Source organism: Streptomyces griseus subsp. griseus, assembly GCF_000720255.1.
Taxonomy (GTDB): Bacteria; Actinomycetota; Actinomycetes; order Streptomycetales; family Streptomycetaceae; genus Streptomyces; species Streptomyces griseus_I.
On record NZ_JOJE01000003.1, the window covers coordinates 426,111 to 447,104 of the forward strand.

Here is a 20,994-nt window from a genome sequence, read left to right on the forward strand (position 1 = left end):
ACTAGACCAAGTCCAGTGCCACGTTCTGTGACTCACCCCACATGGTTCGCCCGTATGGGCGTCGATCAGGCGTGGCACACTGGCCTTGTACCAGAAGCAGCGCACTCCGGGGTCGGTGAAAGTCCGAACCGGCGGTTACAGTCCGCGACCCGATCGCTTCCAGCGATCGGTTGACCAGGTGAAATTCCTGGACCGACGGTTAAAGTCCGGATGGGAGGCAGTGCGCGGCGGGCGGGCATTCGTGCGCGCCGCCGTCCGTGCTCGTCCATGTGGACGAGCCTGTCCGGCGACGCCCGGTGCCGGTTCGTACATTCTGTCGTCATCGACAGCCCCGGAGTCCGTGCCCGAAGAGGCAGGAGGACCCGGGACGTGTTCACCGGAATCGTCGAAGAGCTGGGTGAGGTCACCGCCGTCGAGAACCTCGGCGACGCCGCCCGCTTCCGGCTGCGCGGCCCCGTCGTCACCGACGGCGCGAAGCACGGCGACTCCATCGCCGTGAACGGGGTCTGTCTCACCGTCGTGGAGCACGAGGGCGACGAGTTCACCGCCGACGTCATGGCGGAGACCCTCAAGCGCTCCAGCCTCGGCGCCCTCGCCGTCGGCTCCCGGGTCAACCTCGAACGCCCCACCGCCGTGGGCGCCCGCCTCGGCGGACACATCGTCCAGGGCCACGTCGACGGCACCGGCCACGTCCTCGAACGCACCCCGTCCGAGCACTGGGAGCTCGTGAGGATCTCCCTCCCCGCCGACCTCTCCCGGTACGTGGTGGAAAAGGGCTCCATCACCGTCGACGGCATCAGCCTCACCGTCGTCGAGGCAGGCCCCGACCACTTCACCGTCAGCCTCATCCCCACCACCCTCGACCTGACCACACTCGGCGTGAAGCAGCCCGGCGACCCGGTCAACCTCGAGGTCGACATCGTCGCCAAGTACGTCGAGCGCCTGCTGGCGAACAGTCAGGGAGCGGGCACTCAGGGAGCGAACACTCAGGGAGCGGGCCGATGAACTGGCTGAACTCCGAGGCGTTCGTCGCCTTCGACCAGCACATCCTCTGGTCGGACATGATCGGCAACATCCTCGGTCTGATCACCCTCGCCCTCGGATGGCGCCGCTCCCTGTGGACCTGGCCGGTGCAGTTCCTCTCCGGCCTCATCCTCTTCGGAGCCTTCTTCGGCCACCTCACCGGCAGCGCCGGCAAGCAGGTCGTCGTCATGGTCGTCGCCCTGTACGGCTGGTGGCAGTGGAACCGCGACAAGGGCCGGGCCGAGGACGGCCACATCGTCCCGCGGTTCGCCACCTGGACCGAGCGCGCGGCGATGGTCGGCGCGGCCGCCGCGGGCACGGTCGGGGTCGCCCTGCTCTTCAAGGCGTACCCGAGCCTGTCCTGGGACCCCTGGCCGGACGCGTACATCTTCGTCGGCACCATCGTCGCCATGTACGCCCAGGCCCGCGGCATGGTCGAGTTCTGGTTCGCCTGGCTCCTCGTCGACCTCGTCGGCGTCCCCCTGAACTTCGCCAACGGCTACGCATTCTCCGGCTTCGTCTACGTCATCTACGGCGCACTCGTCCTGTGGGGCATGCGCGACTGGTGGCTGCGCTCCCGCAAGGCCGCGCGGCCCACCCTGGAAGGAGCGCCGGCATGAGCGCGGCAACGATTCTGTACAGCACCGAAGACGTCGAGGACCTCACCCTCGACCCGGTCGAGCAGGCCATCGCCGACATCGCGGCCGGCCGCCCGGTCGTGGTCGTCGACGACGAGGACCGTGAGAACGAGGGCGACCTCGTCATGGCCGCCGAGAAGGTCACCCCCGAGATCGTCGCGTTCATGATGAGCGAGTGCCGCGGCCTGATCTGCGCTCCCATGGAGGGCGAGGAGCTGGACCGGCTCCGGCTGCCGCAGATGGTCGAGGACAACACCGAGTCGATGAAGACCGCCTTCACCGTCTCCGTCGACGCCTCCGCCGCGCACGGCGTCACCACCGGCATCTCCGCCTCCGACCGCGCCACCACGCTCCAGCTGCTCGCGAACGGCACGGCCGAGCCGGGCGACTTCGTCCGCCCCGGGCACATCTTCCCGCTCCGTGCCAGGACCGGCGGCGTGCTCGTACGCAACGGCCACACCGAGGCCGCCGTCGACCTCGCCCGCCTCGCGGGCCTGCGCCCGGTCGGCACGATCGTCGAGATCGCCGGTGAGGACGGCCAGATGCTGCGCCTGCCCGAACTGATCCCGTTCGCCCGCAAGCACGGCCTGACGATCATCTCCATCGAGGACCTGATCGCCTACCGCCGCTCCGCCGAACCCACCGTCCGCCGCGAGGCCGAGGTCAACCTCCCCACCGTGCACGGCACGTTCACGGCGTACGGCTACCGCTCCACCGTCGACGGCGTCGAGCACGTCGCCCTCGTGCACGGCGAGATCGGCGACGGCGAGGACGTCCTCGTCCGCGTCCACTCCGAGTGCCTCACCGGGGACGTCTTCGGCTCCGCCCGCTGCGACTGCGGCCCGCAGCTCGACGCCGCCCTGGAGCGCATCCAGGCCGAGGGCCGGGGCGTGGTGGTCTACCTGCGCGGCCACGAGGGACGCGGCATCGGCCTGCTGTCCAAGCTGCGCGCCTACGAACTCCAGGAACGCGGCCACGACACCCTCGACGCCAACCTCGAACTCGGCCTGCCCGCCGACGCCCGGGACTACGGCGCCGGCGCGCAGATCCTCGCCGACCTCGGTGTGCACAGCCTGCGCCTGATGACGAACAACCCCGAGAAGACCGACGCGCTGCTGCGCCACGGCCTCAAGGTCACCCGGCGCGAGCCGATGCCCGTGCAGGCCGGTGAGCACAACCTCCGCTACCTGCGCACCAAGCGGGACCGGATGGGGCACGACCTGCCCTGGCTGGACACGGCCCCCGTGTCCACCTGCGGCAACCAGTAAGAGAGAACAACGAGGAGAGACGTGAGCGGCAAGGGTGCACCGGAACTGTCCGTACGCAACGTCGGAGACCTGCGGGTCGCCGTCATCGCGGCACAGTGGCACGAGCAGGTGATGGACGGCCTGGTGAACGGCGCGCTGCGCGCCCTGCACGAGCTGGGGATCGACGAGCCGACCCTGCTCAGGGTCCCCGGCAGCTTCGAGCTCCCGGTGGTCGCCAAGGTCCTCGCGGGCCGGGGCTACGACGCGATCGTCGCCCTCGGAGTCGTCATCCGCGGCGGCACCCCCCACTTCGACTACGTGTGCCAAGGCGTCACCCAGGGACTCACCCAGGTCTCCATCGACACCGGCGTCCCCATCGGCTTCGGCGTGCTGACCTGCGACACCGAGGAGCAGGCCTTGGACCGCGCGGGCATCGAGGGCTCCAACGAGGACAAGGGACACGAGGCGGTGACGGCGGCCGTGGCGACCGCGGCCACCCTCCGCTCAGTATCTGAACCCTGGCGCTGAGGGATGCCCGTCTACGCGTAGGGTGGGACCACCATGTCCAAGAAGACGTTCGAGGAGCTCTTCACCGAGCTCCAGCACAAGGCCGCCAACGGCGATCCCGCCACCTCCCGCACCGCCGAACTCGTCGGCAAGGGCGTCCATGCCATCGGCAAGAAGGTCGTCGAGGAGGCCGCCGAGGTCTGGATGGCCGCCGAGTACGAGGGCAAGGAGGCGGCGGCCGAGGAGATCTCCCAGCTGCTGTACCACGTCCAGGTGATGATGGTCGCCCGCGGCATCTCCCTCGACGACGTCTACGCCCACCTGTAGAACCCCGTTCCACCAGACATCCCGCACGCACATCACGCAAAGGAAGCCGACCTCATGCTGCGCATCGCCGTCCCCAACAAGGGTTCCCTGTCAGGCCCTGCGGCGGAGATGCTGCATGAGGCCGGCTACCAGCAGCGCCGCGAGTCCAAGGAACTGCGCATCGTCGACCCGGAGAACGAGGTCGAGTTCTTCTACCTCCGCCCCCGCGACATCGCCATCTACGTCTCCTCCGGCCGCCTCGACATCGGCATCACCGGACGCGACCTGCTCATCGACTCCGGCGCCAACAGCGAGGAGATCCTCCCGCTCGGCTTCGCCCGCTCCACCTTCCGCTACGCCACCAAGCCGGGCACGGTGAACGGCCTCGCGGACCTCAGTGGCAAGACGGTCGCCACCTCCTACGAGGGCATCGTCGCCAAGCACCTCGCCGACCAGGGCATCGACGCCTCCGTCGTCCACCTCGACGGCGCCGTCGAGACGGCCATAGAGCTCGGGGTCGCCGAGGTCATCGCCGACGTCGTGGAGACCGGCACCTCCCTGCGCAACGCGGGCCTGGAGGTCTTCGGCGAGCCCATCATGAAGTCCGAGGCCGTCGTGATCCGCCGCAGCGGCGCGGACACCGAGGAGGCCGCTGAGCCGAAGGTTCAGCAGTTCCTGCGCCGCCTGCAGGGCGTCCTGGTGGCCCGGACGTACGTGATGATGGACTACGACTGCCGGGTCGAGCAGTTGGAGAAGGCCGTCGCCCTCACCCCCGGCCTGGAGTCCCCGACCGTCTCCCCGCTGCACAACGAGGGCTGGGTCGCCGTCCGCGCGATGGTCCCCGCCAAGGAGGCCCAGCGGATCATGGACGACCTGTACGAGATCGGCGCCCGGGCCATCCTCACCACGGCCATCCACGCCTGCCGCCTCTGAGCCGGGGGGCCGTACTCCGATGTCCGATCTTCCGACCCTGCCCGTCACTTTCCGGCCGGGCCGCACCCGTGTGGTTCTGCTCACCGCCGGAGCCGCGATCTTCGTGGTGATCTCCGCCGTCGCGCTGCTGCTCGACCAGCTCGGCCCGGGGGAGCGCCTCAGCTTCATCCTCACCGGCGCGCTCATCTTCGGCGTGCTGGCCCTGCTCGCCCGGGTGAAGGTCGTCGCCGACGACTCCGGTGTCACCGTGGTGAACATCGCCGGCCGCAGGCGCCTGGCCTGGGCGGAAATCGTCCGGGTGAACCTCCGTTCGGGTGACCCCTGGGTCTTCCTCGACCTCAGCGACGGCACCAGCCTGCCCGCGCTCGGCATCCAGCCGGGCATCGCCAAGCAGCGCGCCATCGAGGACGCGCGGACGCTGCGCGCCCTCGCCGAGGCCCGGTCCATCCAGGACCCCGAGGAACATCGGGGCTGACTCAGGGCCTTCCACCCTGCCGCTCATGCCGGTGTCTTGATTAATCTGGTGGGCGGAGGCGCCGTCCCGCGCCTCCGCTCCTGTCGTGCCGCCCGGCGCACAGGGGTTCCTGCTAACCGAGGAGTGACCCTCTCCGGCGATGGACGGATCGTCCTGTAGTACCTGCGCCGCCCCCTCCCGACCGAGCGCGGACCGTGTCCGCGCCCACGCGGAGGCGGCGGCATCATGACCACCCCCCTGCTGCTCCTGGCAGCCGCGTTCCTGCTCATCCTCGCCAACGGCTTCTTCGTCGCCGCCGAGTTCGGCCTGGTCACGGTCGACCGCCCGGACGCCGAGAAGGCCGCCGCCGAGGGCGACAAACGTGCTCGTACGGTCGTCGAGTCGCTGAAGGAGCTGTCCTTCCAGCTCTCCGGCACCCAGCTCGGCATCACCATCACCTCCCTCGTCGTCGGCATGCTCGCCGAACCGGCGCTCGCGCAGCTGCTGCACGGCCCGTTCACCGCGATCGGCGTCCCCGAGGGCGCCGTCTCCGGGGTCGCCGTGGCCGTCGGCATGCTGCTGGCCTCGGCCGTCCAGATGGTGGTCGGCGAACTCGTACCCAAGAACTGGGCGGTGTCCCGGCCGCTCCAGGTCGCCCGCTTCGTGGCCGGCCCGCAGCACGCCTTCGCCCGCCTGTTCCGCCCGGTCATCGCCGCCCTCAACGCGGTCGCCAACCGCCTGGTACGGGCCCTGGGCGTGGAGCCGACCGCGGAGCTGGCCTCCGCCCGCACCCCGGAGGAGCTCGTCTCCCTGGCCCGGCACTCCGCGCAGGCCGGCGCCCTCGAACAGGACACCGCCGACCTCTTCGTGCGGACGCTGTCCCTCGCCGAGCTGACCGCGCAGCACGTCATGACCCCGCGCGTGAAGGTGAGCGCACTCCAGTCGACGGCGACCGCCGAGGACGTGGTCAACCTGACCCGCGCCACCGGCCTGTCCCGCTTCCCCGTCTACCGGGAGAAGATCGACGAGATCGTCGGCATGGCCCACCTCAAGGACGCCCTGGCCGTCCCCGCGCACGAACGGCTGCGCACCCCCGTCGACCGCATCGCGCGCCCCGCGCTGCTCGTCCCCGAGACGCTCCCGGTCCAGCCCCTGCTGGCCCGGCTGCGCAGCGAGCAGCCCATCGCGGTGATCGTCGACGAGTACGGCGGCACGGCCGGTGTCGTCACCCTGGAGGACATCGTCGAGGAGATGGTCGGCGAGGTCCGCGACGAACACGACGGGCAGGACGTGCCGGAACTCGCCGCCGCTCCGCCCGAGGACGGCAGGCTCGCCTGGGACGCCGACGGCAGCTGCCGCGTCGACATCCTCCAGCGCATCGGCCTCGACGTGCCCGAGGGGCCGTACGAGACCGTCGCCGGCCTGGTCGCCGACCTCCTCGGCCGCATTCCCGCCGTGGGCGACCGGGCCGAGCTGCCCGGCTGGCGGCTGACCGTCCGCCAGGTCGGTCACTACCGCGCCGAGCGGGTACGGCTGGTCAGGACATCCCCCGTCGTGGTGGAGGCCGCCCGATGAGCGTGCTCCAACTTCTCTTCGCCGCGCTTCTCGTCCTGGCCAACGGCTTCTTCGTCGGCGCCGAGTTCGCGCTCGTCTCCGTCCGCCGCAGCCAGATCGAGCCTCTCGGCACCGCCAGGGCCCGCCAGGTCCTCTACGGCCTGGAGCGCCTGCCGCAGATGATGGCGGCCGCCCAGTTCGGCATCACGATCTGCTCGCTGACCCTCGGCGCGGTGGCCGAACCCACGGTCGCCAAGCTGCTGGAACCGGTCTTCGAGTGGATCCACCTGCCGCACGGCATGATCCACCCGCTGGGCTATGTCATAGCCCTGGCCGCGGTGGTCTTCTTCCACCTCGTCATCGGCGAGATGGTCCCGAAGAACCTCGCGATGGCGGCGCCGGAGAAGGCCGCGCTGTGGCTCAGCCCCGGCCTGGTCGCCTTCGCCCGAGTGTGCCGGCCGATCACCGTGGCCCTCGGCGCCGTGGCCCAGGGCATCCTGCGGCTCTTCCGTGTCGAGCCCAAGGACGAGGTCGAGGCCGTCTTCACCAGTGAGCAGCTCAACCGGCTGGTGGAGGACTCCGGTCAGGCCGGTCTGCTCGACCCCGAGGAGCAGGAGCGCCTGGAGGACGCCCTGGAGCTGGGCTCCCGCCCGGTGACGGACGTCCTGCTGAGGCGCGAGTCCCTGGTGACGGTGAGCCCGTCGGTCACCCCGGGCCAGATCGTCGCCCTGACCGCCCGCACGGGCTACTCCCGCTTCCCCGTCGCCGCCGAGACCGGTGCCTTCATGGGCTACCTGCACGTGAAGGACGTACTCGACCTGGAGGACTCCGAACGCGCGGTGCCGCAGCAGATCTGGCGGCCGATGACCACGCTCAGGTCGGAGCTGCCGCTGGATGACGCCCTGACGGTCATGCGGCGAGCCGCCACCCACCTCGCGCAGGTGGCGGACACGTCCGGCAAGGTGCTGGGCCTGGTCGCCCTGGAGGACGTCCTGGAACTCCTGGTCGGCGAGGTCCGCGACCCGGCCCACCGGGAAATTCCGGAGGTACGGGTGACGGAACCGCGGGTGAGCGGGGAGCCGGAGCAGGCAATGGCCACCTAGCCGACTGCGCTCACGACGCTGGTGCGGGCGGGTGGTGAATTCGCTCGCCCGCGCTTGCGAGGTGCTGCCTGCGCCCACACGTGTCACATGGCCGACGGATCCTGCGGCCCCCGCCCCGACAGCACCTCTCCGTACGCCTGCATCAGATCCGCCAACCGCAACGTCGACAAGTCATCCCGAGTCAGCGACCCCGGGTAATTCGACAACCGCAGATCCCGATACGCGCAGCTCTTCTCGTACAGCGTCCGCAGAAACCGCCCGTTGCCCAACTCGTCGATCCACCCCTGCTCGACGACATGCCCGGCGATCGAGCGCAGCTCGTCGAGCGCCTCCTCGTCCCACACATCCCCGTTCTCCGCCGCGAGCACCTCACCGATCGAGGTGAGTTCGAGCGGCCGGTACGAGGGAAAGTCGACGCGTGTCGTGAAGCGTGACGACAGCCCGGGGTTCGCGGCGAGCAGCCGGTCCATGCCCTCCGGATAGCCCGCGAGTATCACGACCAGGTGGTCGCGGTTGTCCTCGGCCCGCTTCAGCAGCACCTGGAGCGCCTCGTCCCCGTACGCGTCCCCCTTGCCGTAACCGGAGTTGGACAGCGAGTAGGCCTCGTCGACGAAGAGGACACCGCCGAGCGCCGAGTCGATCAGTTCGTTGGCCTTCACGGCCGTCTGGCCCAGGTACTCGCCGACCAGGTCGGCCCGCTGCGCCTCCACGAGATGGTCGCCACCCAGCAGACCGAGGGCGTAGAAGACCCGGCCGAGGATGCGGGCCACCGTGGTCTTGCCGGTGCCGGAGGGGCCGGAGAAGACGAAGTGGCGTTTGGGCGGCTGCACCGGCAGCCCCTGCCCGGCCCGCAGCCGCGCCATGTTCAACTGCGCCGACAGGGCTTTGACCTGCCGTTTCACCGGCTCCAGCCCCACCATGCGCTCCAGCTCGGCGAGCGCATCCTCCAGTAACTCGGGGTCGGTGGGCCCGGCGGGCAGCGTCGACGCTACGACGGTCTTCTCGCGTACCGCCGGATCGGTGACCGTCGGCAGGGGAGTGGCCGGCGGCAGCTCGGCCTCGGGGAGTCGCAGATCGCGCCCCTCCGTGCCGAACAGCGGGTCGAGGGTGTCCGGTCCGTCCACGCTGTCCTGTCCGACTCCGGTGAGCGTGATCGCCGCGAGGCCGGCCGGGTCGTCGTAGCCGTCGCCCTCGGCTATCGCCGCGAGCCGCGCCGAGGTGTCCATGAAGGCGGGGTCGACGCGGTGCACGGCACGGTAGAGCGGCAGTGCGGCCGCGCTGCGGCCCGTGCCCTCGTGCGCGCGGGCCAGCCAGTAGCGCAGCTCCTTGCGTTGCGGCTGCTCGCTGCGACAGCGCATCAGCGCCGCCGAAAGGAGGGGTTCGGCCTGCCCGTACATCTCAAGGCGGACCCGGGCCATGCCGCCGAACAGGCCGGCCTCGATGCCGAGCAGCGGATCGTCGAGCAGCGATTCGGTGTGCCGTACGAGCTGTTCCCAGTCCTTGACCAGGTAGGCGCGGCAGGCGTGCAGGAAGCGGACCTGGTGGTCGGTGTCGACGGGTGGCAGACCGGCGAGCGCCCGGTCCAGCTCGGGGACGTGCCGGCCGTCCAGCCAGTGCGAGGCGTGCGCGAGCAGCAGATCGCGCGGGTGTTCCAGCACGGGCTGCACCCACCAGCCCAGCCAGTACCAGGAGTTGAGTGTGCGACGGTGCCGGGTGCGCTGTTCGCCGAAGCGGTCGCGGTGGCGGAACATCCGCAGCAGCGCGGTCGTCGTGTCGACGCGCAGCGCGTGCAGACCGAGCCAGCCATCGGCCATCCCGGGGTCTATCCGCACCGCGGCGCGGAACTCCTCCTCGGCCTGCGGATAGGCGCCCATGGTGTAGGCGTCCACGCCTCGCAGCCAGGCGAGCTCGGCCGGGGCCTCGGGGCCTTGTGTTCCGAAGTCCATCACGTCCCCCACAAACCGTGCCCCCGTCGGTAGGCCGCCGGTCGTCGCCCGTCGGCCGCCTTGATCGAACCGCCGTACCGCGGAGCGGAGTTGCAACAGTGCGCGAAGCAGCCGTCCGTAGGTCGCACCGAGGGCATCGTACCCGTGGGGTGTCGCCCGCCGAAGGGTGGCGTGCGGGTCGTTCGGCGAGGTGGGGACCCGGGGGCGGGGGCTCTGGCACGGTGACCGAGGGTGAGCGGATCGCAGCTCGCGGCGCCCGGAAAACCGGACGAAGACAGAACGAAGCCCCCGATCACGGGGGAACAACCGGGGGCTTCGCGTCTGTGGGCGGCTTCGATTGCCGCACATTCAGAACGTAAGTCCTGTACGGGCCGTCGGTCAAGCCGAGTTGGAGCACTCCCGCAAGTTGTCCGGCAAGTCCCTTCACAGGTTCACCACAATGCGGGTGGGTCGTCACCGTACGTGATTATCTGGTCCGGTCCAACGGCCCCAGCAGGTCCCACGAGTACCTCGTACCCCTCCTTCAACTGACGTACCAGAAGATCGGCATGCGGCCGGGAGGGGTCCTCGGTGAAGTGGCGTCGCTCCGCGCGGACCCAGCCTTCCCAGAACACCCGCTGTTCCTCCCCGTCCCGCGCGCGTCCGCGCTCCCAGGACTCCTCCGGCGACAGCTCCATCCACAACAGCTGCGCGAGGTGCGGTCGCAGGGCCCGGCGCCCGGCGCCGACTCCCTCGATCACGATCAAGGATGCCGGTGGCAGCGCCCGCTTCGGGCCGAAGTCGCGGGACCGCCAGTCGTAGGGGGAGTAGAACGCGGTCTCGCCCCGGGTGAGCGGTTTGATCACCTGGGCCAGCAGGCGCGCGTCCCACGCGAAGAGCTCGTCATGGCTGGCGATGTCGTCCAGGTGCAGCACCGGGGCGTCGCCGAGCCTTCGCGCCAACTCCTCCGCGAACGTGCTCTTTCCGGACCCGGCATGCCCGTCGACGCCGATCAGACGGACCGGCCCGCAGGACGGGGGGAGCCGGCGGAGCCGGGAGGCGAGGGCGTCGATGATGGTTCCCTGAGGTGCGGCGGGGCGGGCGGGGGATTCTAGGCGGGCCTGGAAGGCGGGTGCGCGTACTCGGGGCCGGGCCGTGCCGCCGCGGAAGCGGCTCGTGCCACTGGCCGAGACCCATGGTGCTCGCCGCGCCCGGGCTCCGCAGTGCTGGCAGGAGCGGGTCGTCGCCGCCATAGTGGGCGCACAGCCGTGCAAAGGACCTGCCCCGACTCGGACACCTGGGGGTCTTCCACCCATGAGCAGAGCCGAACAGCCGTCCCGCAGAACCGTCCTGGCCGCCGCGGTCGCCGCCACGATGGCGGGCGGCGCCGGCCCGGCGGTCGCCGCCACCGCGCCCGGCATCACCCCGAGCGTCCCACCCGATCCCGCCGCCCCCGGCACCCCACCCGACGCCGTGACCGACACCGCCGCATCCGCCCACACACCGGCCCGCCCGGTCGACTACCGTGCCTGGGCCACGTACGCCGACTGGCGCGGAGGCACCGCCAGGGGCGCCCGTGCCGTCGCCGGTGCGCGTCCCGGTGTGGAGGTCGGCGCGCCCGCCGGCACCAGCGAGTACACCGACCCGCACACGGGGAGGACCGCCACCTGGGAGTACGCGACCTGGACGTCCCCGGTCCACCGGCTCTCCGTCCCCGCCACCGAGGCGATCGCCTCCTGGAGTGCGCGCACCCCGGCCGGCACCTGGATCCAGGTCGAGCTCACGGGAACGTACTCCGACGGCACGGACACCCCGTGGTACGTGATGGGCCGCTGGGCGGCCGGCGACCAGGACATCAGGCGGACCTCCGTCGACGACCAGGCCGACGGAAAGAGCGCGGTCTGGACGGACACCTTCGCGATCGACGACCCGGCGACAGGGCTGCGCCTGGCCTCGTACCGGCTGCGCCTCACCCTCTACCGCAAGCCCGGCACGAAGCTCACGCCGACCGTCTGGCGGCTCGGCGTGATGGGCTCCGACGTCCCGGACCGCTTCACCGTCCCGGCCTCCGTGCCCGGCCTGGCCCGGGAGCTGACCGTGCCGCGGTACTCGCAGGAGATCCATACGGGCCAGTACCCGGAGTACGACAACGGCGGCGAGGCCTGGTGCAGCCCCACCTCCTCGCAGATGATCATCGAGTACTGGGGCGGCCGGCTCAGCAAGGAGCAGACGGCCTGGGTCGATCCCACGTACGCCGACCCGCAGGTGTGCCACGCGGCCCGGTACACATACGACTACCAATACGCGGGCTGCGGGAACTGGCCGTTCAACGCCGCCTACGCGGCCACCTTCAAGGGCCTCCAGGGCGTGGTCACCCGGCTCGGCTCCCTGACCGACCTGGAGACACTGATCGCGGTGGGCATCCCGGCCATAACGTCCCAGTCGTTCCTCAAGGAGGAGCTCACGGGAGCCGGCTACGGCACCTCCGGCCACCTGATGACCGTGATCGGCTTCACCACCGAGGGCGACGTGATCGCCAACGACCCGGCCTCCCCGGACGACGCGACGGTGCGCCGCGTCTACAGGCGCCGGGAGTGGGAGAACATCTGGCTGCGGACCAAGCGGTACAACGCGAGCGGCAAGGTCGTCTCCGGCACCGGCGGGGTCTGCTACCTCTATTTCCCGGCCCACCCGAGCGCCCGCCAGCGGGCGGCGCTGGGGGCGGTCGGCGTGCGCTGAACCGGCACCGGGCCCCGCTCCGCCGGGGCCCTGTGACCAAGCTCTCGGCCGCAAAAGCCGCTGACGGTGGCAAGGTGGGCCAATGAGTACAGACGCAGCCACCGCCGCCCGCACCGGCGGCCCCCGGGAAGACGGCCCGCAGATCCTCGAGCACGTCATGGGATGGACTCTGGTCGTGGTCGTCGCGATGCTCTTGGTGCGACTGGGGCTGCTGTGACCTGACTCTCGCTACGACCTGCCATACTGCGGATGTCCCGCCGCCCGTTGGAAGACCAGGGTCGAAATTGAATATCAGTCAACAGCGCGACGCCGCCCGCCCCCGGCCACGCGGTACCGAGCGCTCCCTGGTGCGCCGTACCGAACTCATTACCATCGGGCGGAGGTTGTTCGCAGACACCTCGTACGACGCGCTCTCCATGGATGACATCGCCCGGCAGGCGCATGTCGCCAAGGGGCTGATCTACTACTACTTCCAGTCCAAACGGGGCTACTACCTCGCGATCATCGAGGACTCCGTCGCCGACCTGGTCACCCTCGCGGCGAGCGGTCTCCAGCTGGCCGCCGTGGACCGCGTCCACCGCACGATCGACAGCTACCTGCGCTACGCCGAGCACAACCAGGCCGCGTACCGCACGATCGTCAGCGGGGGCGTCGGTTTCGACACCGAGGTGCACGCGATCCGGGACGGGGTGCGCGAGGCGATCGTCGCCACCATCGCCGACGGCGCCTACGGCCGCGGTGACATCGCGCCCGTGGCCCGCATGGGCCTGCTCGGCTGGGTGTGCAGCGTGGAGGGCGCCACCCTCGACTGGATCGACCGCCCCGAGCTCTCCCGGGACACCATGTGCGAACTGCTGGTGAGGACCCTGGGCGGCACCATGCGCGCCATCCAGGACCTCGACCCCTCCTATCCGGCCCCTGAGCCCGCCCGCCAGGACGCCTGACAAGGGGCGGAGGCTCGTGGTCCTCCGCCCCGAGTCCCCCCGTGGGTCCGGCTAGCCGATCGCCTTGATCAGCTCACCGCCGGCGGTGTCACCGCTCAGCTCCCAGAAGAACGTCCCGCCCAGGCCCTGCTGGTTCTTGTACGTCATCTTGGTCGCGATGGTCGCCGGGGCGTCGTAACTCCACCAGTCGGAGCCGCACTTGGCGTACGCCGTGCCGGCCACCGTCCCCGTCACCGGGCACTTCGATTTCAGCACCTTGTAGTCCTCGATGCCCTGCTCGTACGTCCCCGCCGCCGGGCCGGTCGCCGTGCCGCCGGGCGCCGACCGGGTCACGCCGGTCCAGCCCCGGCCGTAGAAGCCGATGCCGAGCAGCAGCTTCGAGGCCGGGACGCCGAGGCCCTTGAGCTTGGCGATGGTCGCGGAGGTGTAGTAGCCCGCCTTCGGGATGCCGGAGTAGGAGTTCAGCGGGGAGTGCGGGGCTGTCGGGCCGGTCGCGTCCCAGGCGCCGAAGAAGTCGTACGTCATCGGGTTGTACCAGTTCACGTACTGCGCCGCGCCCGCGTAGTCCGTCGCGTCGATCTTGCCGCCGGACGTGGCGTCGGCGGTGATCGCCGCGGTGACCAGACCGGTGGAGCCGAACGTGGCCCGCACCGCGGCCATGAGCTTCCGGAAGGCCGCCTTGCCGCTGGTGTCGCAGGTGTTGCCGCAGGCGTTCGGGTACTCCCAGTCGATGTCGATGCCGTCGAAGACGTCGGCCCACTTGGAGTTCTCGACCAGGTCGTAGCAGGACCGGGCGAACGCGGCCGGGTTCCTCGCGGCCTCGCCGAAGCCGCTCGACCAGGTCCAGCCGCCGAACGACCACAGGACCTTGAGGCCGGGGTGCTTCTTCTTCAGCTCGCGCAGCTGGTTGAAGGTGCCGCGCAGCGGCTGGTCCCAGGTGTCGGCGACGCCGTCCACGGACTCGGCGGCCGTGTAGGTGCGCTCGGTCGCCGCGTAGGAGTCGCCCATCGCGCACTTGCCGCCGGTGACGTTGCCGAAGGCGTAGTTGATGTGGGTGAGCCGGGCCGCCGAGCCGGAGGTCTCGATGTTCTTGACGTAGTACTTGCGGTCGTAGGTGCCCCATTCGGTGAAGTAGCCGACGACCTTGGAGCCGGCGGCCCGCTGCCGGGTCGGCTCGGCCGTGGCGGTGCCTGCGCCGGCCAGCAGCCCGGCGCCGAGGACGGCGCAACACACTGCGGACAGGAGCGCCCGGAAGAGGGCGCGGGGGCGGTGACGGGTCTGCATCGGGTGTCTCCTCGTGGGGGTGAGGGGAACGCGCGCCGATTGGCATGACGCGGTCAAGCAGTGGGCGAGAGATTAGGAGGACTAGACCAGTCGAGTCAATGGTTCGGACCAATGCCGGTGAGCGCGTTGCGTTTGTGGTTCTCGCGGCTTCCGTCTTTTCTTGAAGTAAGCGGTCGTTAACCGGTGACGGGGTGCCTCTCATCGGGCATACTCACCGCAGAGCCGCTGGTCAGCCGCTTCCGTGACCCGGGAGGGCGGGCCTCGGCCGGCACCAGTGAGACTCCGGCGGAGCCGCCCCAACCCATGGCGCACGTCCGCCGATGCGCCCGACAGGGAGGAGAGCGTCGCCATGCCCGACCGCGCCCCGCAGCCGGTGGACCGTCAGCTGCCCACGGAGGAGGCCCGGGATCTGATCTCGCTCGTCCGGGACATCGCGCAACGCGAGATCGCCCCGAAGGCGGCCGAGGAGGAGGACGCCGGACGCTTCCCGCGTGAGATCTTCACCCTTCTGTCCGAATCAGGGCTCCTCGGTCTGCCCTACGACTCCGAGTACGGCGGCGGCGACCAGCCCTACGAGGTCTACCTCCAGGTCCTGGAGGAGCTCGCCGCGGCCCGCCTCACCGTCGGCCTCGGCGTCAGCGTGCACACCCTCGCCTCCTACGCGCTCGCCGCCTACGGCACCAAGGAGCAGCAGGTCGAGCACCTGCCCGCGATGCTCGGCGGCGGCATGCTCGGCGCCTACTGCCTCTCCGAGCCGTCCTCCGGCTCCGACGCGGCCTCCCTGCGCACCAAGGCGGTCCGGGACGGCGAAGACTGGGTGATCACCGGGACCAAGGCCTGGATCACGCACGGTGGGGTAGCCGACTTCTACACCGTCATGGCGCGCACCGGCGAGGACGGCTCGCGCGGGATCACCGCGTTCCTGGTGCCCGGCGACGCCGAGGGCCTGAGCGCGGCGGCGCCGGAGAAGAAGATGGGCATGAAGGGCTCGCCCACCGCCCAGGTCCACTTCGACGGCGTACGGGTCTCCGACGACCGGCGCCTGGGGGAGGAGGGTCAGGGCTTCGCGATCGCCCTGGCCGCGCTCGACTCCGGGCGGCTGGGCATCGCGGCCTGCGCGATCGGTGTGGCCCAGGCGGCGCTCGACGAGGCCGTGGAGTACGCGAGCGGGCGCAGGCAGTTCGGGCGGCCGATCGCCGACTTCCAGGGGCTGCGCTTCATGCTCGCAGACATGGCGACCCAGATAGAGGCCGGCCGTGCCCTGTATCTCGCGGCGGCACGCCTCAGGGACGCCGGGCGGCCCTTCGCCAAGCAGGCGGCCATGGCCAAGCTGCACTGCACCGACGCCGCGATGAAGGTCACCACCGACGCCGTCCAGATCCTCGGTGGGTACGGCTACACCGCCGATTTCCCGGCCGAGCGCTACATGCGCGAGGCGAAGGTGCTCCAGATCGTCGAGGGCACCAACCAGATCCAGCGGATGGTCATCGCCCGTCACGTAGCGGGTCCCGAGAGCCGCTGAGCTGCTCCAGCATCACCTGCGGGGCCGCCAGCCTGACCCACTCCGCATCGTGGCGGCCCGGCAGGGTCCGCCCCCGGTCGGCCCAGGTGCGCATCAGAGAGCGGTAGATCGGCGGGTCCTGGGACTGCGCAGCGGCCGACGGCATCGATCCCACGGGCGGCGGCACGAAGACCCTGTGCCGCCCCTCCACCGGATGAATGAAAGTCATACCGCGACAACGGGGCGACATGCGGCCGGGTCACCGGTCTCGTTAATCGGGCGTGAGTTCACGGATGTCCGCTTTGAGCCGAGGGATGTCCGACCCGCGTCTGGTGACCCGACACTCAGCTGACGTACTGTCAACTCGCTTACCGGCAGGGAGGATTGTGTCACCCGTGTCCGACGACCGTCCCATACCGCTCGATGAGTACCCCGTACACCAGGCGCCACTGTCGATGCGGCATGTGGCGACCGGCGACCGGAACGCCCACGACAGCTCCGTCTTCCACGTCTTCGATCACGAGGGCCGCGCCCTGCTGGTCGCCGGGCTCGGCGTGTACCCCAATCTCGGGGTGATCGACGCCTACGCGACCCTCCGCATCGGCGACACCGTGCACGCCGTACGGGCCTCGGACGCGCTCGGCGACGACCGGACCCGGCTCGAGGTGGGACCGCTGCGCAGCACGGTCGAGCGGCCGCTGCGGGACATCGTCCTGAGCTGCGCGGCGGACCCGGACGACCCGGACGGGCTGTCGTACGAGATCCAGTGGTCGGCGGACTTCCCGGCGCTGTGGGAGCCGCACCACGAGCAGCGGCGCGGCGGGCGGCTCACGGTCCGGGAAAGGCGTTTCGTGCAGGTCGGCCGCTGCGTCGGCTGGATCCAGGCCGGCGGGGAGCGGATCCGTCTCACGCCCGGCGCGTGGTCGGGTGCCCGCGGTCGCGGCTGGGGCGTGCGACCCGTCCCCGGTGCGGACGCCGGACCTTCCGCGCACGACAGCCCTGCCGAGGGCTTCCACCACATCTGGTGTCCGGTCCGCTTCGACGACCGTTTCCTGATGGTCCTCACCCAGGAGGACGCCGACGGCCACCGCTCGCTCAACGACGCGACCCTCGTACGCCCCGGCCTGCGCGACCGCCAACTCGGCTGGCCGCACACGGAGATCACCTACCGGCCCGGCACCCGGCACCCCGAACGCGCCCTCGTTCACCTCGGCGACGTCCGCAAGCCGCTGGAACTGGAGGCGGAGATCCTCACCTCCGCCCCGCTCACCCCGGGTACCGGCCGACCGCCGTTCCACGACGGCCGGTACGGCACCTGGCGCGCCTCCGGCCGGACCGACCGCCACACCTACGCCCTCACCGAACGGCATCCCGTGACCGCCCCCGGGGTCACCGCCCACACCGCCCGCTTCCAAATGGACGGTCAGGTCGGCTACGGCATCTTCGAGCACGGCTCGTTCGGACGCCATGACCCGAGCGGCTTCACGGACGCCGACTCGGTCGCGCCGTAGGGGAGTCGGGTGCCCCTGACGGGCACCCTCCCGGCCGGCTCGATGGGTGGGAGGCCGGCTCAGGCGGCCTGGCGTCGCATCGTCGGCACCCGCATTGGGCGCGAGCCCGGGCCGCCGACGTGCGAGAAGGGCTGAGTCCGCCAGTCGAGTCCCTGAGGGAGCGTCAACAGCAGGGCGGTGTCCTGCTCCTGCGGATGCGCGGACTCGTCGGCGGGCCGGGCCTCGGACGCCCGGCGTCCCGTACCGGCGCAGACCGTGAGCCCGAAGGGGTTCCACGGCGAGGCGCACAGCGCGTGCTCCGGCAGGACCTCCTCGTCCGCCAGCAGGGCGATGGGCTGCGCGCAGTCCGGGCAGATCACCCGGTACATCTCGAAGGTGTCGTACGCGTCCAGTTCCTCGCCGTCGAGGTCGTTGGGGTCGTCGGGTTCGACGCCCTCCGGCGTGGGCTCGACGACCAACTGCGGGCGCTTGGGCACGGTGCGACCAGGGCGCTTAAGACTCTGCATGGGTTTCTCCCCCTCGGGCTGGGCCGTGAAGGCTGCTGCGGCCTCGACCACAGCAAGCACTTCCCGTCCCGTCTGGGCGGTAATCACGAGGGCATCACGAAGCCTTTTCGAAAGCTGTGGCGTTCGTCACATGCCAATCGCAGATGCCCCTGGCGGCCGCTTTGTCCCCCGGATGGCGCACAAGCGACTCTCAGCCACATCACAAACCGGGCATGACCTGGGCCGCTCGGGTACCGGAGGAGATCAGGCGCACTGTAGGTTCTTGCGCCATGGAGGAGCTGGACCGACAGATCGTGCAGCTGCTCGTCAAGGACGGGCGGATGAGCTACACAGACCTGGGCAAGGCCACGGGCCTGTCCACGTCGGCCGTGCACCAACGGGTGCGACGGCTGGAGCAGCGTGGCGTCATCCGCGGCTATGCCGCGGTGGTCGACCCGGAGGCCGTGGGGCTGCCCATGACCGCCTTCATCTCGGTGAAACCGTTCGACCCGAGCGCCCCCGACGACATCGCGGACCGCCTCGCCGGCGTCCCCGAGATCGAGGCCTGCCACAGCGTCGCCGGCGACGAGAACTACATCCTCAAGGTCCGGGTCTCCACCCCGCACGAGCTGGAAGAACTGCTGGCACGCCTCCGAACCCTGGCAGGTGTGTCCACCCGCACGACGGTCGTCCTGTCGACGCCCTACGAGGCCCGCCCGCCCCGGATCTGACCGCCCCCCGGGACGAGGTGGTCCCGGCCCAGGTGCGGCTCGCCACGCGCCGCACGACACACTGTCCGTCATGAGTGCACGCACCCCCGACCCCACCACCGTCCTCCTCCGCCGCGGAGAGGTCCACAGCCCCGCAGACCCCTTCGCAACCGCGATGGTCGTGGAACGAGGGCAAGTCGCCTGGGTCGGCTCGGAAGGCGCCGCGGACGCCTTCGCGGACGGCGTCGACGAGGTGATCGACCTGGACGGCGCCCTCGTCACCCCCGCGTTCACCGACGCCCACGTGCACACCACCGCCACGGGCCTCGCCCTCACCGGCCTGGACCTGTCCGACGCCCCCTCCCTGGACGCGGCCCTCGCCCTCGTCCGGGACTTCACCGCCGCCCGCCCGCAGGACCGCGTCCTGCTCGGACACGGCTGGGACGCCGCCCGCTGGCCCGGTGGCCGTCCCCCGACGCGCGCCGAGCTGGACGAGGCCACGGGCGGCCGCCCGCTGTACCTCTCCCGCATCGACGTCCACTCGGCGGTCGTGACGACGGCGCTCCTCGACATGACCCCCGACCTCGCCCCGACGGCCGGCCCCCGGGGCACGGACGGCCCCCTCACCCGCGACGACCACCACGCCGTACGCGCCGCGGCCTTCGCGGCTGTGACGTCGGAACAACGCCTCGAAGCGCAGCGCGCCGCCCTCGCCCACGCCGCCTCCCTCGGTATCGGCTCCGTCCACGAGTGCGCCGGCCCGCAGATCTCCTCCGAGGACGACTTCACGGAACTGCTGCGCCTCGCCGCCGAGGAGTCCGGCCCACGGGTCGTCGGCTACTGGGCCGAGCGGGACGTCCGCAAGGCACGGGAGCTGGGCGCGGCCGGCGCGGCCGGGGACCTCTTCGTCGACGGCGCCCTCGGCTCGCACACCGCCTGCCTGCACGAGCCGTACACCGACGCCGGCCACTCCGGAACCGCCTACCTGGACGCCGAGGCGATCGCCGCCCACGTCGTCGCCTGCACCGAGGAAGGCCTCCAGGCGGGTTTCCACGCCATCGGCGACGCCGCCGTGACCGCCGTGGCCGAGGGCGTTCGGGCAGCCGCCGAGAAGGTCGGCCTGGCCCGAGTCCGCGCCGCCCGGCACCGCGTCGAGCACGCCGAGATGCTCACCCCGGACACCGTCGCCGCCTTCGCGGAACTCGGCCTGACCGCCTCCGTACAGCCCGCCTTCGACGCGCTGTGGGGCGGCGAGGAGGGCATGTACGCCCACCGCCTGGGCGTGGCCCGGGCCCGGACCCTCAACCCCTTCGCGGCTCTCCTGCGCGCCGGCGTCCCGCTCGCCTTCGGCTCCGACAGCCCGGTCACCCCCCTGGACCCGTGGGGCACGGTCCGCGCGGCCGCCTTCCACCGCACCCCGGAGCACCGCGTCTCCGTCCGTGCCGCGTTCACCGCGCACACCCGCGGCGGCTGGCGGGCCGTGGGACGCGACGACGCGGGGATCCTGGTGCCCGGCGCGCCCGCCGACTACGCGGTGTGGCGCACCGACGAGCTCGTGGTCCAGGCCCCCGACGACCGGGTCGCCCGCTGGTCCACCGACCCCCGCTCCGGCACCCCGGGGCTTCCCGACCTGACTCCGGGCCACGACCTGCCCGTCTGTCTGCGCACCGTGGTGGGCGGACGGACGGTGTTCGTACGGCCGGGCGAGTGATCTACCGGGGTGGCGCGGCGCCGATCATCCGGCGCTCCGCTGCCGCGCTACCTGCGCATCCTCTGCGCTGACCAGGACTTTGATCGCATACCCGCAGGTCAAGCGGCTGTTGACAGGCGACTGCGGGAGGCCGGTAGGTTCGGCCGGGTCCACCACTGGACGCCCGACCGGGGAACGTCCGCCCACTCGCAGCGGCGCCGCTGGGTCAGGGACGGTGTGCCGCGCCGGGGCACCGTCACTGGGAGCCAGGCACAGCGCCCGCCCCGCGGCGAGCGAACGTTCCGGCCGGTCGGGGAGGTGTGACCCGGGTGGGGCCCGGGCGCTCAGTAGACAACGGCTTTCGGTCGACCCGCAGCCAGCGGGCCCCAGGTCGGCCCGAAGGGCGCCGGGCCCCCATCCGCCGCACTCATGCAACGCGA

Annotated in this window: 20 protein-coding genes and 1 riboswitch; of the genes, 16 read left to right on the forward strand and 4 right to left on the reverse strand. The window is 71.1% G+C overall.

Going from position 1 to position 20,994, the window contains the following annotated elements; all coding sequences use genetic code 11:
• Positions 1 to 97 precede the first annotated feature (97 nt).
• Positions 98 to 228: riboswitch (FMN riboswitch) on the forward strand.
• 141 nt (positions 229 to 369) lie between these two features.
• The 9 genes from IG99_RS06960 to IG99_RS07000 all read left to right on the forward strand — a co-directional run bounded on the left by IG99_RS06960 (position 370) and on the right by IG99_RS07000 (position 7,765).
• Complete coding sequence (locus tag IG99_RS06960; protein ID WP_051864971.1) at positions 370 to 1,005, forward strand: riboflavin synthase; 636 nt, start codon at positions 370 to 372, stop codon at positions 1,003 to 1,005.
• On the forward strand, positions 1,002 to 1,643 hold the full coding sequence (locus IG99_RS06965; protein ID WP_037670843.1) for a nicotinamide mononucleotide transporter family protein: 642 nt from the start codon (positions 1,002 to 1,004) through the stop codon (positions 1,641 to 1,643). Before IG99_RS06960 ends, IG99_RS06965 begins: the two co-directional genes overlap by 4 nt.
• Positions 1,640 to 2,929 (forward strand): bifunctional 3,4-dihydroxy-2-butanone-4-phosphate synthase/GTP cyclohydrolase II, encoded by a 1,290-nt coding sequence (locus tag IG99_RS06970; RefSeq protein ID WP_037670845.1) that lies wholly within the window; start codon positions 1,640 to 1,642, stop codon positions 2,927 to 2,929. Before IG99_RS06965 ends, IG99_RS06970 begins: the two co-directional genes overlap by 4 nt.
• Positions 2,930 to 2,950: 21 nt before the next feature.
• Positions 2,951 to 3,436 (forward strand): 6,7-dimethyl-8-ribityllumazine synthase, encoded by a 486-nt coding sequence (gene ribH, locus IG99_RS06975; RefSeq protein WP_037670846.1) that lies wholly within the window; start codon positions 2,951 to 2,953, stop codon positions 3,434 to 3,436.
• A 33-nt stretch (positions 3,437 to 3,469) separates the two neighbouring features.
• Positions 3,470 to 3,742 carry a phosphoribosyl-ATP diphosphatase gene (locus tag IG99_RS06980; protein ID WP_031486114.1) on the forward strand — a complete coding sequence of 91 codons (273 nt, stop codon included), beginning with the start codon at positions 3,470 to 3,472 and terminating at the stop codon, positions 3,740 to 3,742.
• Between the two features lie 54 nt (positions 3,743 to 3,796).
• On the forward strand, positions 3,797 to 4,654 hold the full coding sequence (gene hisG / locus IG99_RS06985) for an ATP phosphoribosyltransferase (RefSeq protein WP_037670852.1): 858 nt from the start codon (positions 3,797 to 3,799) through the stop codon (positions 4,652 to 4,654).
• 19 nt (positions 4,655 to 4,673) lie between these two features.
• Complete coding sequence (locus tag IG99_RS06990) at positions 4,674 to 5,129, forward strand: PH domain-containing protein (protein ID WP_037670854.1); 456 nt, start codon at positions 4,674 to 4,676, stop codon at positions 5,127 to 5,129.
• A 225-nt stretch (positions 5,130 to 5,354) separates the two neighbouring features.
• Positions 5,355 to 6,683, forward strand: a complete 1,329-nt coding sequence (locus tag IG99_RS06995) for a hemolysin family protein (RefSeq protein WP_037670857.1) — start codon at positions 5,355 to 5,357, stop codon at positions 6,681 to 6,683.
• The gene (locus IG99_RS07000; protein WP_037670859.1) at positions 6,680 to 7,765 is read left to right on the forward strand and encodes a hemolysin family protein; all 1,086 of its coding nucleotides are present in this window, start codon (positions 6,680 to 6,682) and stop codon (positions 7,763 to 7,765) included. Before IG99_RS06995 ends, IG99_RS07000 begins: the two co-directional genes overlap by 4 nt.
• 83 nt (positions 7,766 to 7,848) lie before the next feature.
• On the opposite strand, the gene IG99_RS07005 is transcribed toward IG99_RS07000, so the two are convergent.
• A complete protein-coding gene (locus IG99_RS07005; protein ID WP_037670861.1) occupies positions 7,849 to 9,711 on the reverse strand; it encodes an AAA family ATPase in 1,863 nt (620 codons plus the stop codon).
• A 431-nt stretch (positions 9,712 to 10,142) separates the two neighbouring features.
• Complete coding sequence (locus IG99_RS07010; RefSeq protein WP_078947568.1) at positions 10,143 to 10,766, reverse strand: uridine kinase family protein; 624 nt, start codon at positions 10,764 to 10,766, stop codon at positions 10,143 to 10,145.
• 238 nt (positions 10,767 to 11,004) lie between these two features.
• On the opposite strand from IG99_RS07010, the gene IG99_RS07015 reads away from it, so the two are divergent.
• The 3 genes from IG99_RS07015 (at position 11,005) to IG99_RS07020 (ending at position 13,373) form a co-directional block, all read left to right on the forward strand.
• Positions 11,005 to 12,429 (forward strand): peptidase C39 family protein, encoded by a 1,425-nt coding sequence (locus tag IG99_RS07015; protein WP_037670864.1) that lies wholly within the window; start codon positions 11,005 to 11,007, stop codon positions 12,427 to 12,429.
• 82 nt (positions 12,430 to 12,511) lie between these two features.
• Positions 12,512 to 12,646: an SCO1431 family membrane protein gene (locus IG99_RS47430; protein ID WP_107055844.1), complete on the forward strand. Its 135-nt coding sequence runs from the start codon at positions 12,512 to 12,514 to the stop codon at positions 12,644 to 12,646.
• Between the two features lie 67 nt (positions 12,647 to 12,713).
• Positions 12,714 to 13,373 (forward strand): TetR/AcrR family transcriptional regulator, encoded by a 660-nt coding sequence (locus IG99_RS07020; protein ID WP_051864974.1) that lies wholly within the window; start codon positions 12,714 to 12,716, stop codon positions 13,371 to 13,373.
• A gap of 51 nt (positions 13,374 to 13,424) precedes the next feature.
• Here the strand turns inward: IG99_RS07020 and IG99_RS07025 are convergent, their stop codons facing one another.
• Entirely contained in the window at positions 13,425 to 14,657 is a 1,233-nt protein-coding gene (locus IG99_RS07025; RefSeq protein ID WP_037670866.1) for a glycoside hydrolase family 18 protein, read from the reverse strand.
• 349 nt (positions 14,658 to 15,006) lie between these two features.
• Between IG99_RS07025 and IG99_RS07030 the strand changes: the two genes are divergently transcribed.
• Both IG99_RS07030 and IG99_RS07040 read left to right on the forward strand, forming a co-directional pair.
• Positions 15,007 to 16,179 carry an acyl-CoA dehydrogenase family protein gene (locus tag IG99_RS07030; RefSeq protein ID WP_037670867.1) on the forward strand — a complete coding sequence of 391 codons (1,173 nt, stop codon included), beginning with the start codon at positions 15,007 to 15,009 and terminating at the stop codon, positions 16,177 to 16,179.
• Between the two features lie 374 nt (positions 16,180 to 16,553).
• On the forward strand, positions 16,554 to 17,669 hold the full coding sequence (locus tag IG99_RS07040) for an Rv3169 family protein (RefSeq protein WP_037670871.1): 1,116 nt from the start codon (positions 16,554 to 16,556) through the stop codon (positions 17,667 to 17,669).
• A gap of 59 nt (positions 17,670 to 17,728) precedes the next feature.
• Here IG99_RS07040 and IG99_RS07045 read toward each other — a convergent pair whose 3' ends face one another.
• Positions 17,729 to 18,175 (reverse strand): uroporphyrinogen-III synthase, encoded by a 447-nt coding sequence (locus tag IG99_RS07045; RefSeq protein ID WP_037671016.1) that lies wholly within the window; start codon positions 18,173 to 18,175, stop codon positions 17,729 to 17,731.
• 269 nt (positions 18,176 to 18,444) lie between these two features.
• On the opposite strand from IG99_RS07045, the gene IG99_RS07050 reads away from it, so the two are divergent.
• Positions 18,445 to 18,885 carry an Lrp/AsnC family transcriptional regulator gene (locus tag IG99_RS07050; RefSeq protein WP_037670872.1) on the forward strand — a complete coding sequence of 147 codons (441 nt, stop codon included), beginning with the start codon at positions 18,445 to 18,447 and terminating at the stop codon, positions 18,883 to 18,885.
• Between the two features lie 70 nt (positions 18,886 to 18,955).
• Positions 18,956 to 20,575: an amidohydrolase gene (locus tag IG99_RS07055; RefSeq protein ID WP_037670874.1), complete on the forward strand. Its 1,620-nt coding sequence runs from the start codon at positions 18,956 to 18,958 to the stop codon at positions 20,573 to 20,575.
• The last annotated feature ends 419 nt before the right edge of the window (positions 20,576 to 20,994 follow it).

Excerpts from the sequence above, each read along its gene's own strand:
- IG99_RS06980 (WP_031486114.1), top strand. The coding sequence starts at position 3,470 with ATGTCCAAGAAGACGTTCGAGGAGCTCTTCACCGAGCTCCAGCACAAG.
- IG99_RS47430 (WP_107055844.1), top strand. The coding sequence starts at position 12,512 with ATGAGTACAGACGCAGCCACCGCCGCCCGCACCGGCGGCCCCCGGGAA.
- IG99_RS07025 (WP_037670866.1), bottom strand. The coding sequence starts at position 14,657 with ATGCAGACCCGTCACCGCCCCCGCGCCCTCTTCCGGGCGCTCCTGTCC.
- IG99_RS06990 (WP_037670854.1), top strand. The coding sequence starts at position 4,674 with ATGTCCGATCTTCCGACCCTGCCCGTCACTTTCCGGCCGGGCCGCACC.
- IG99_RS06995 (WP_037670857.1), top strand. The coding sequence starts at position 5,355 with ATGACCACCCCCCTGCTGCTCCTGGCAGCCGCGTTCCTGCTCATCCTC.
- IG99_RS06970 (WP_037670845.1), top strand. The coding sequence starts at position 1,640 with ATGAGCGCGGCAACGATTCTGTACAGCACCGAAGACGTCGAGGACCTC.
- IG99_RS07055 (WP_037670874.1), top strand. The coding sequence starts at position 18,956 with ATGAGTGCACGCACCCCCGACCCCACCACCGTCCTCCTCCGCCGCGGA.
- IG99_RS07050 (WP_037670872.1), top strand. The coding sequence starts at position 18,445 with ATGGAGGAGCTGGACCGACAGATCGTGCAGCTGCTCGTCAAGGACGGG.
- IG99_RS07005 (WP_037670861.1), bottom strand. The coding sequence starts at position 9,711 with ATGGACTTCGGAACACAAGGCCCCGAGGCCCCGGCCGAGCTCGCCTGG.
- IG99_RS07045 (WP_037671016.1), bottom strand. The coding sequence starts at position 18,175 with ATGCAGAGTCTTAAGCGCCCTGGTCGCACCGTGCCCAAGCGCCCGCAG.
- IG99_RS07030 (WP_037670867.1), top strand. The coding sequence starts at position 15,007 with ATGCCCGACCGCGCCCCGCAGCCGGTGGACCGTCAGCTGCCCACGGAG.
- IG99_RS07000 (WP_037670859.1), top strand. The coding sequence starts at position 6,680 with ATGAGCGTGCTCCAACTTCTCTTCGCCGCGCTTCTCGTCCTGGCCAAC.
- IG99_RS06965 (WP_037670843.1), top strand. The coding sequence starts at position 1,002 with ATGAACTGGCTGAACTCCGAGGCGTTCGTCGCCTTCGACCAGCACATC.
- hisG (WP_037670852.1), top strand. The coding sequence starts at position 3,797 with ATGCTGCGCATCGCCGTCCCCAACAAGGGTTCCCTGTCAGGCCCTGCG.
- IG99_RS07015 (WP_037670864.1), top strand. The coding sequence starts at position 11,005 with ATGAGCAGAGCCGAACAGCCGTCCCGCAGAACCGTCCTGGCCGCCGCG.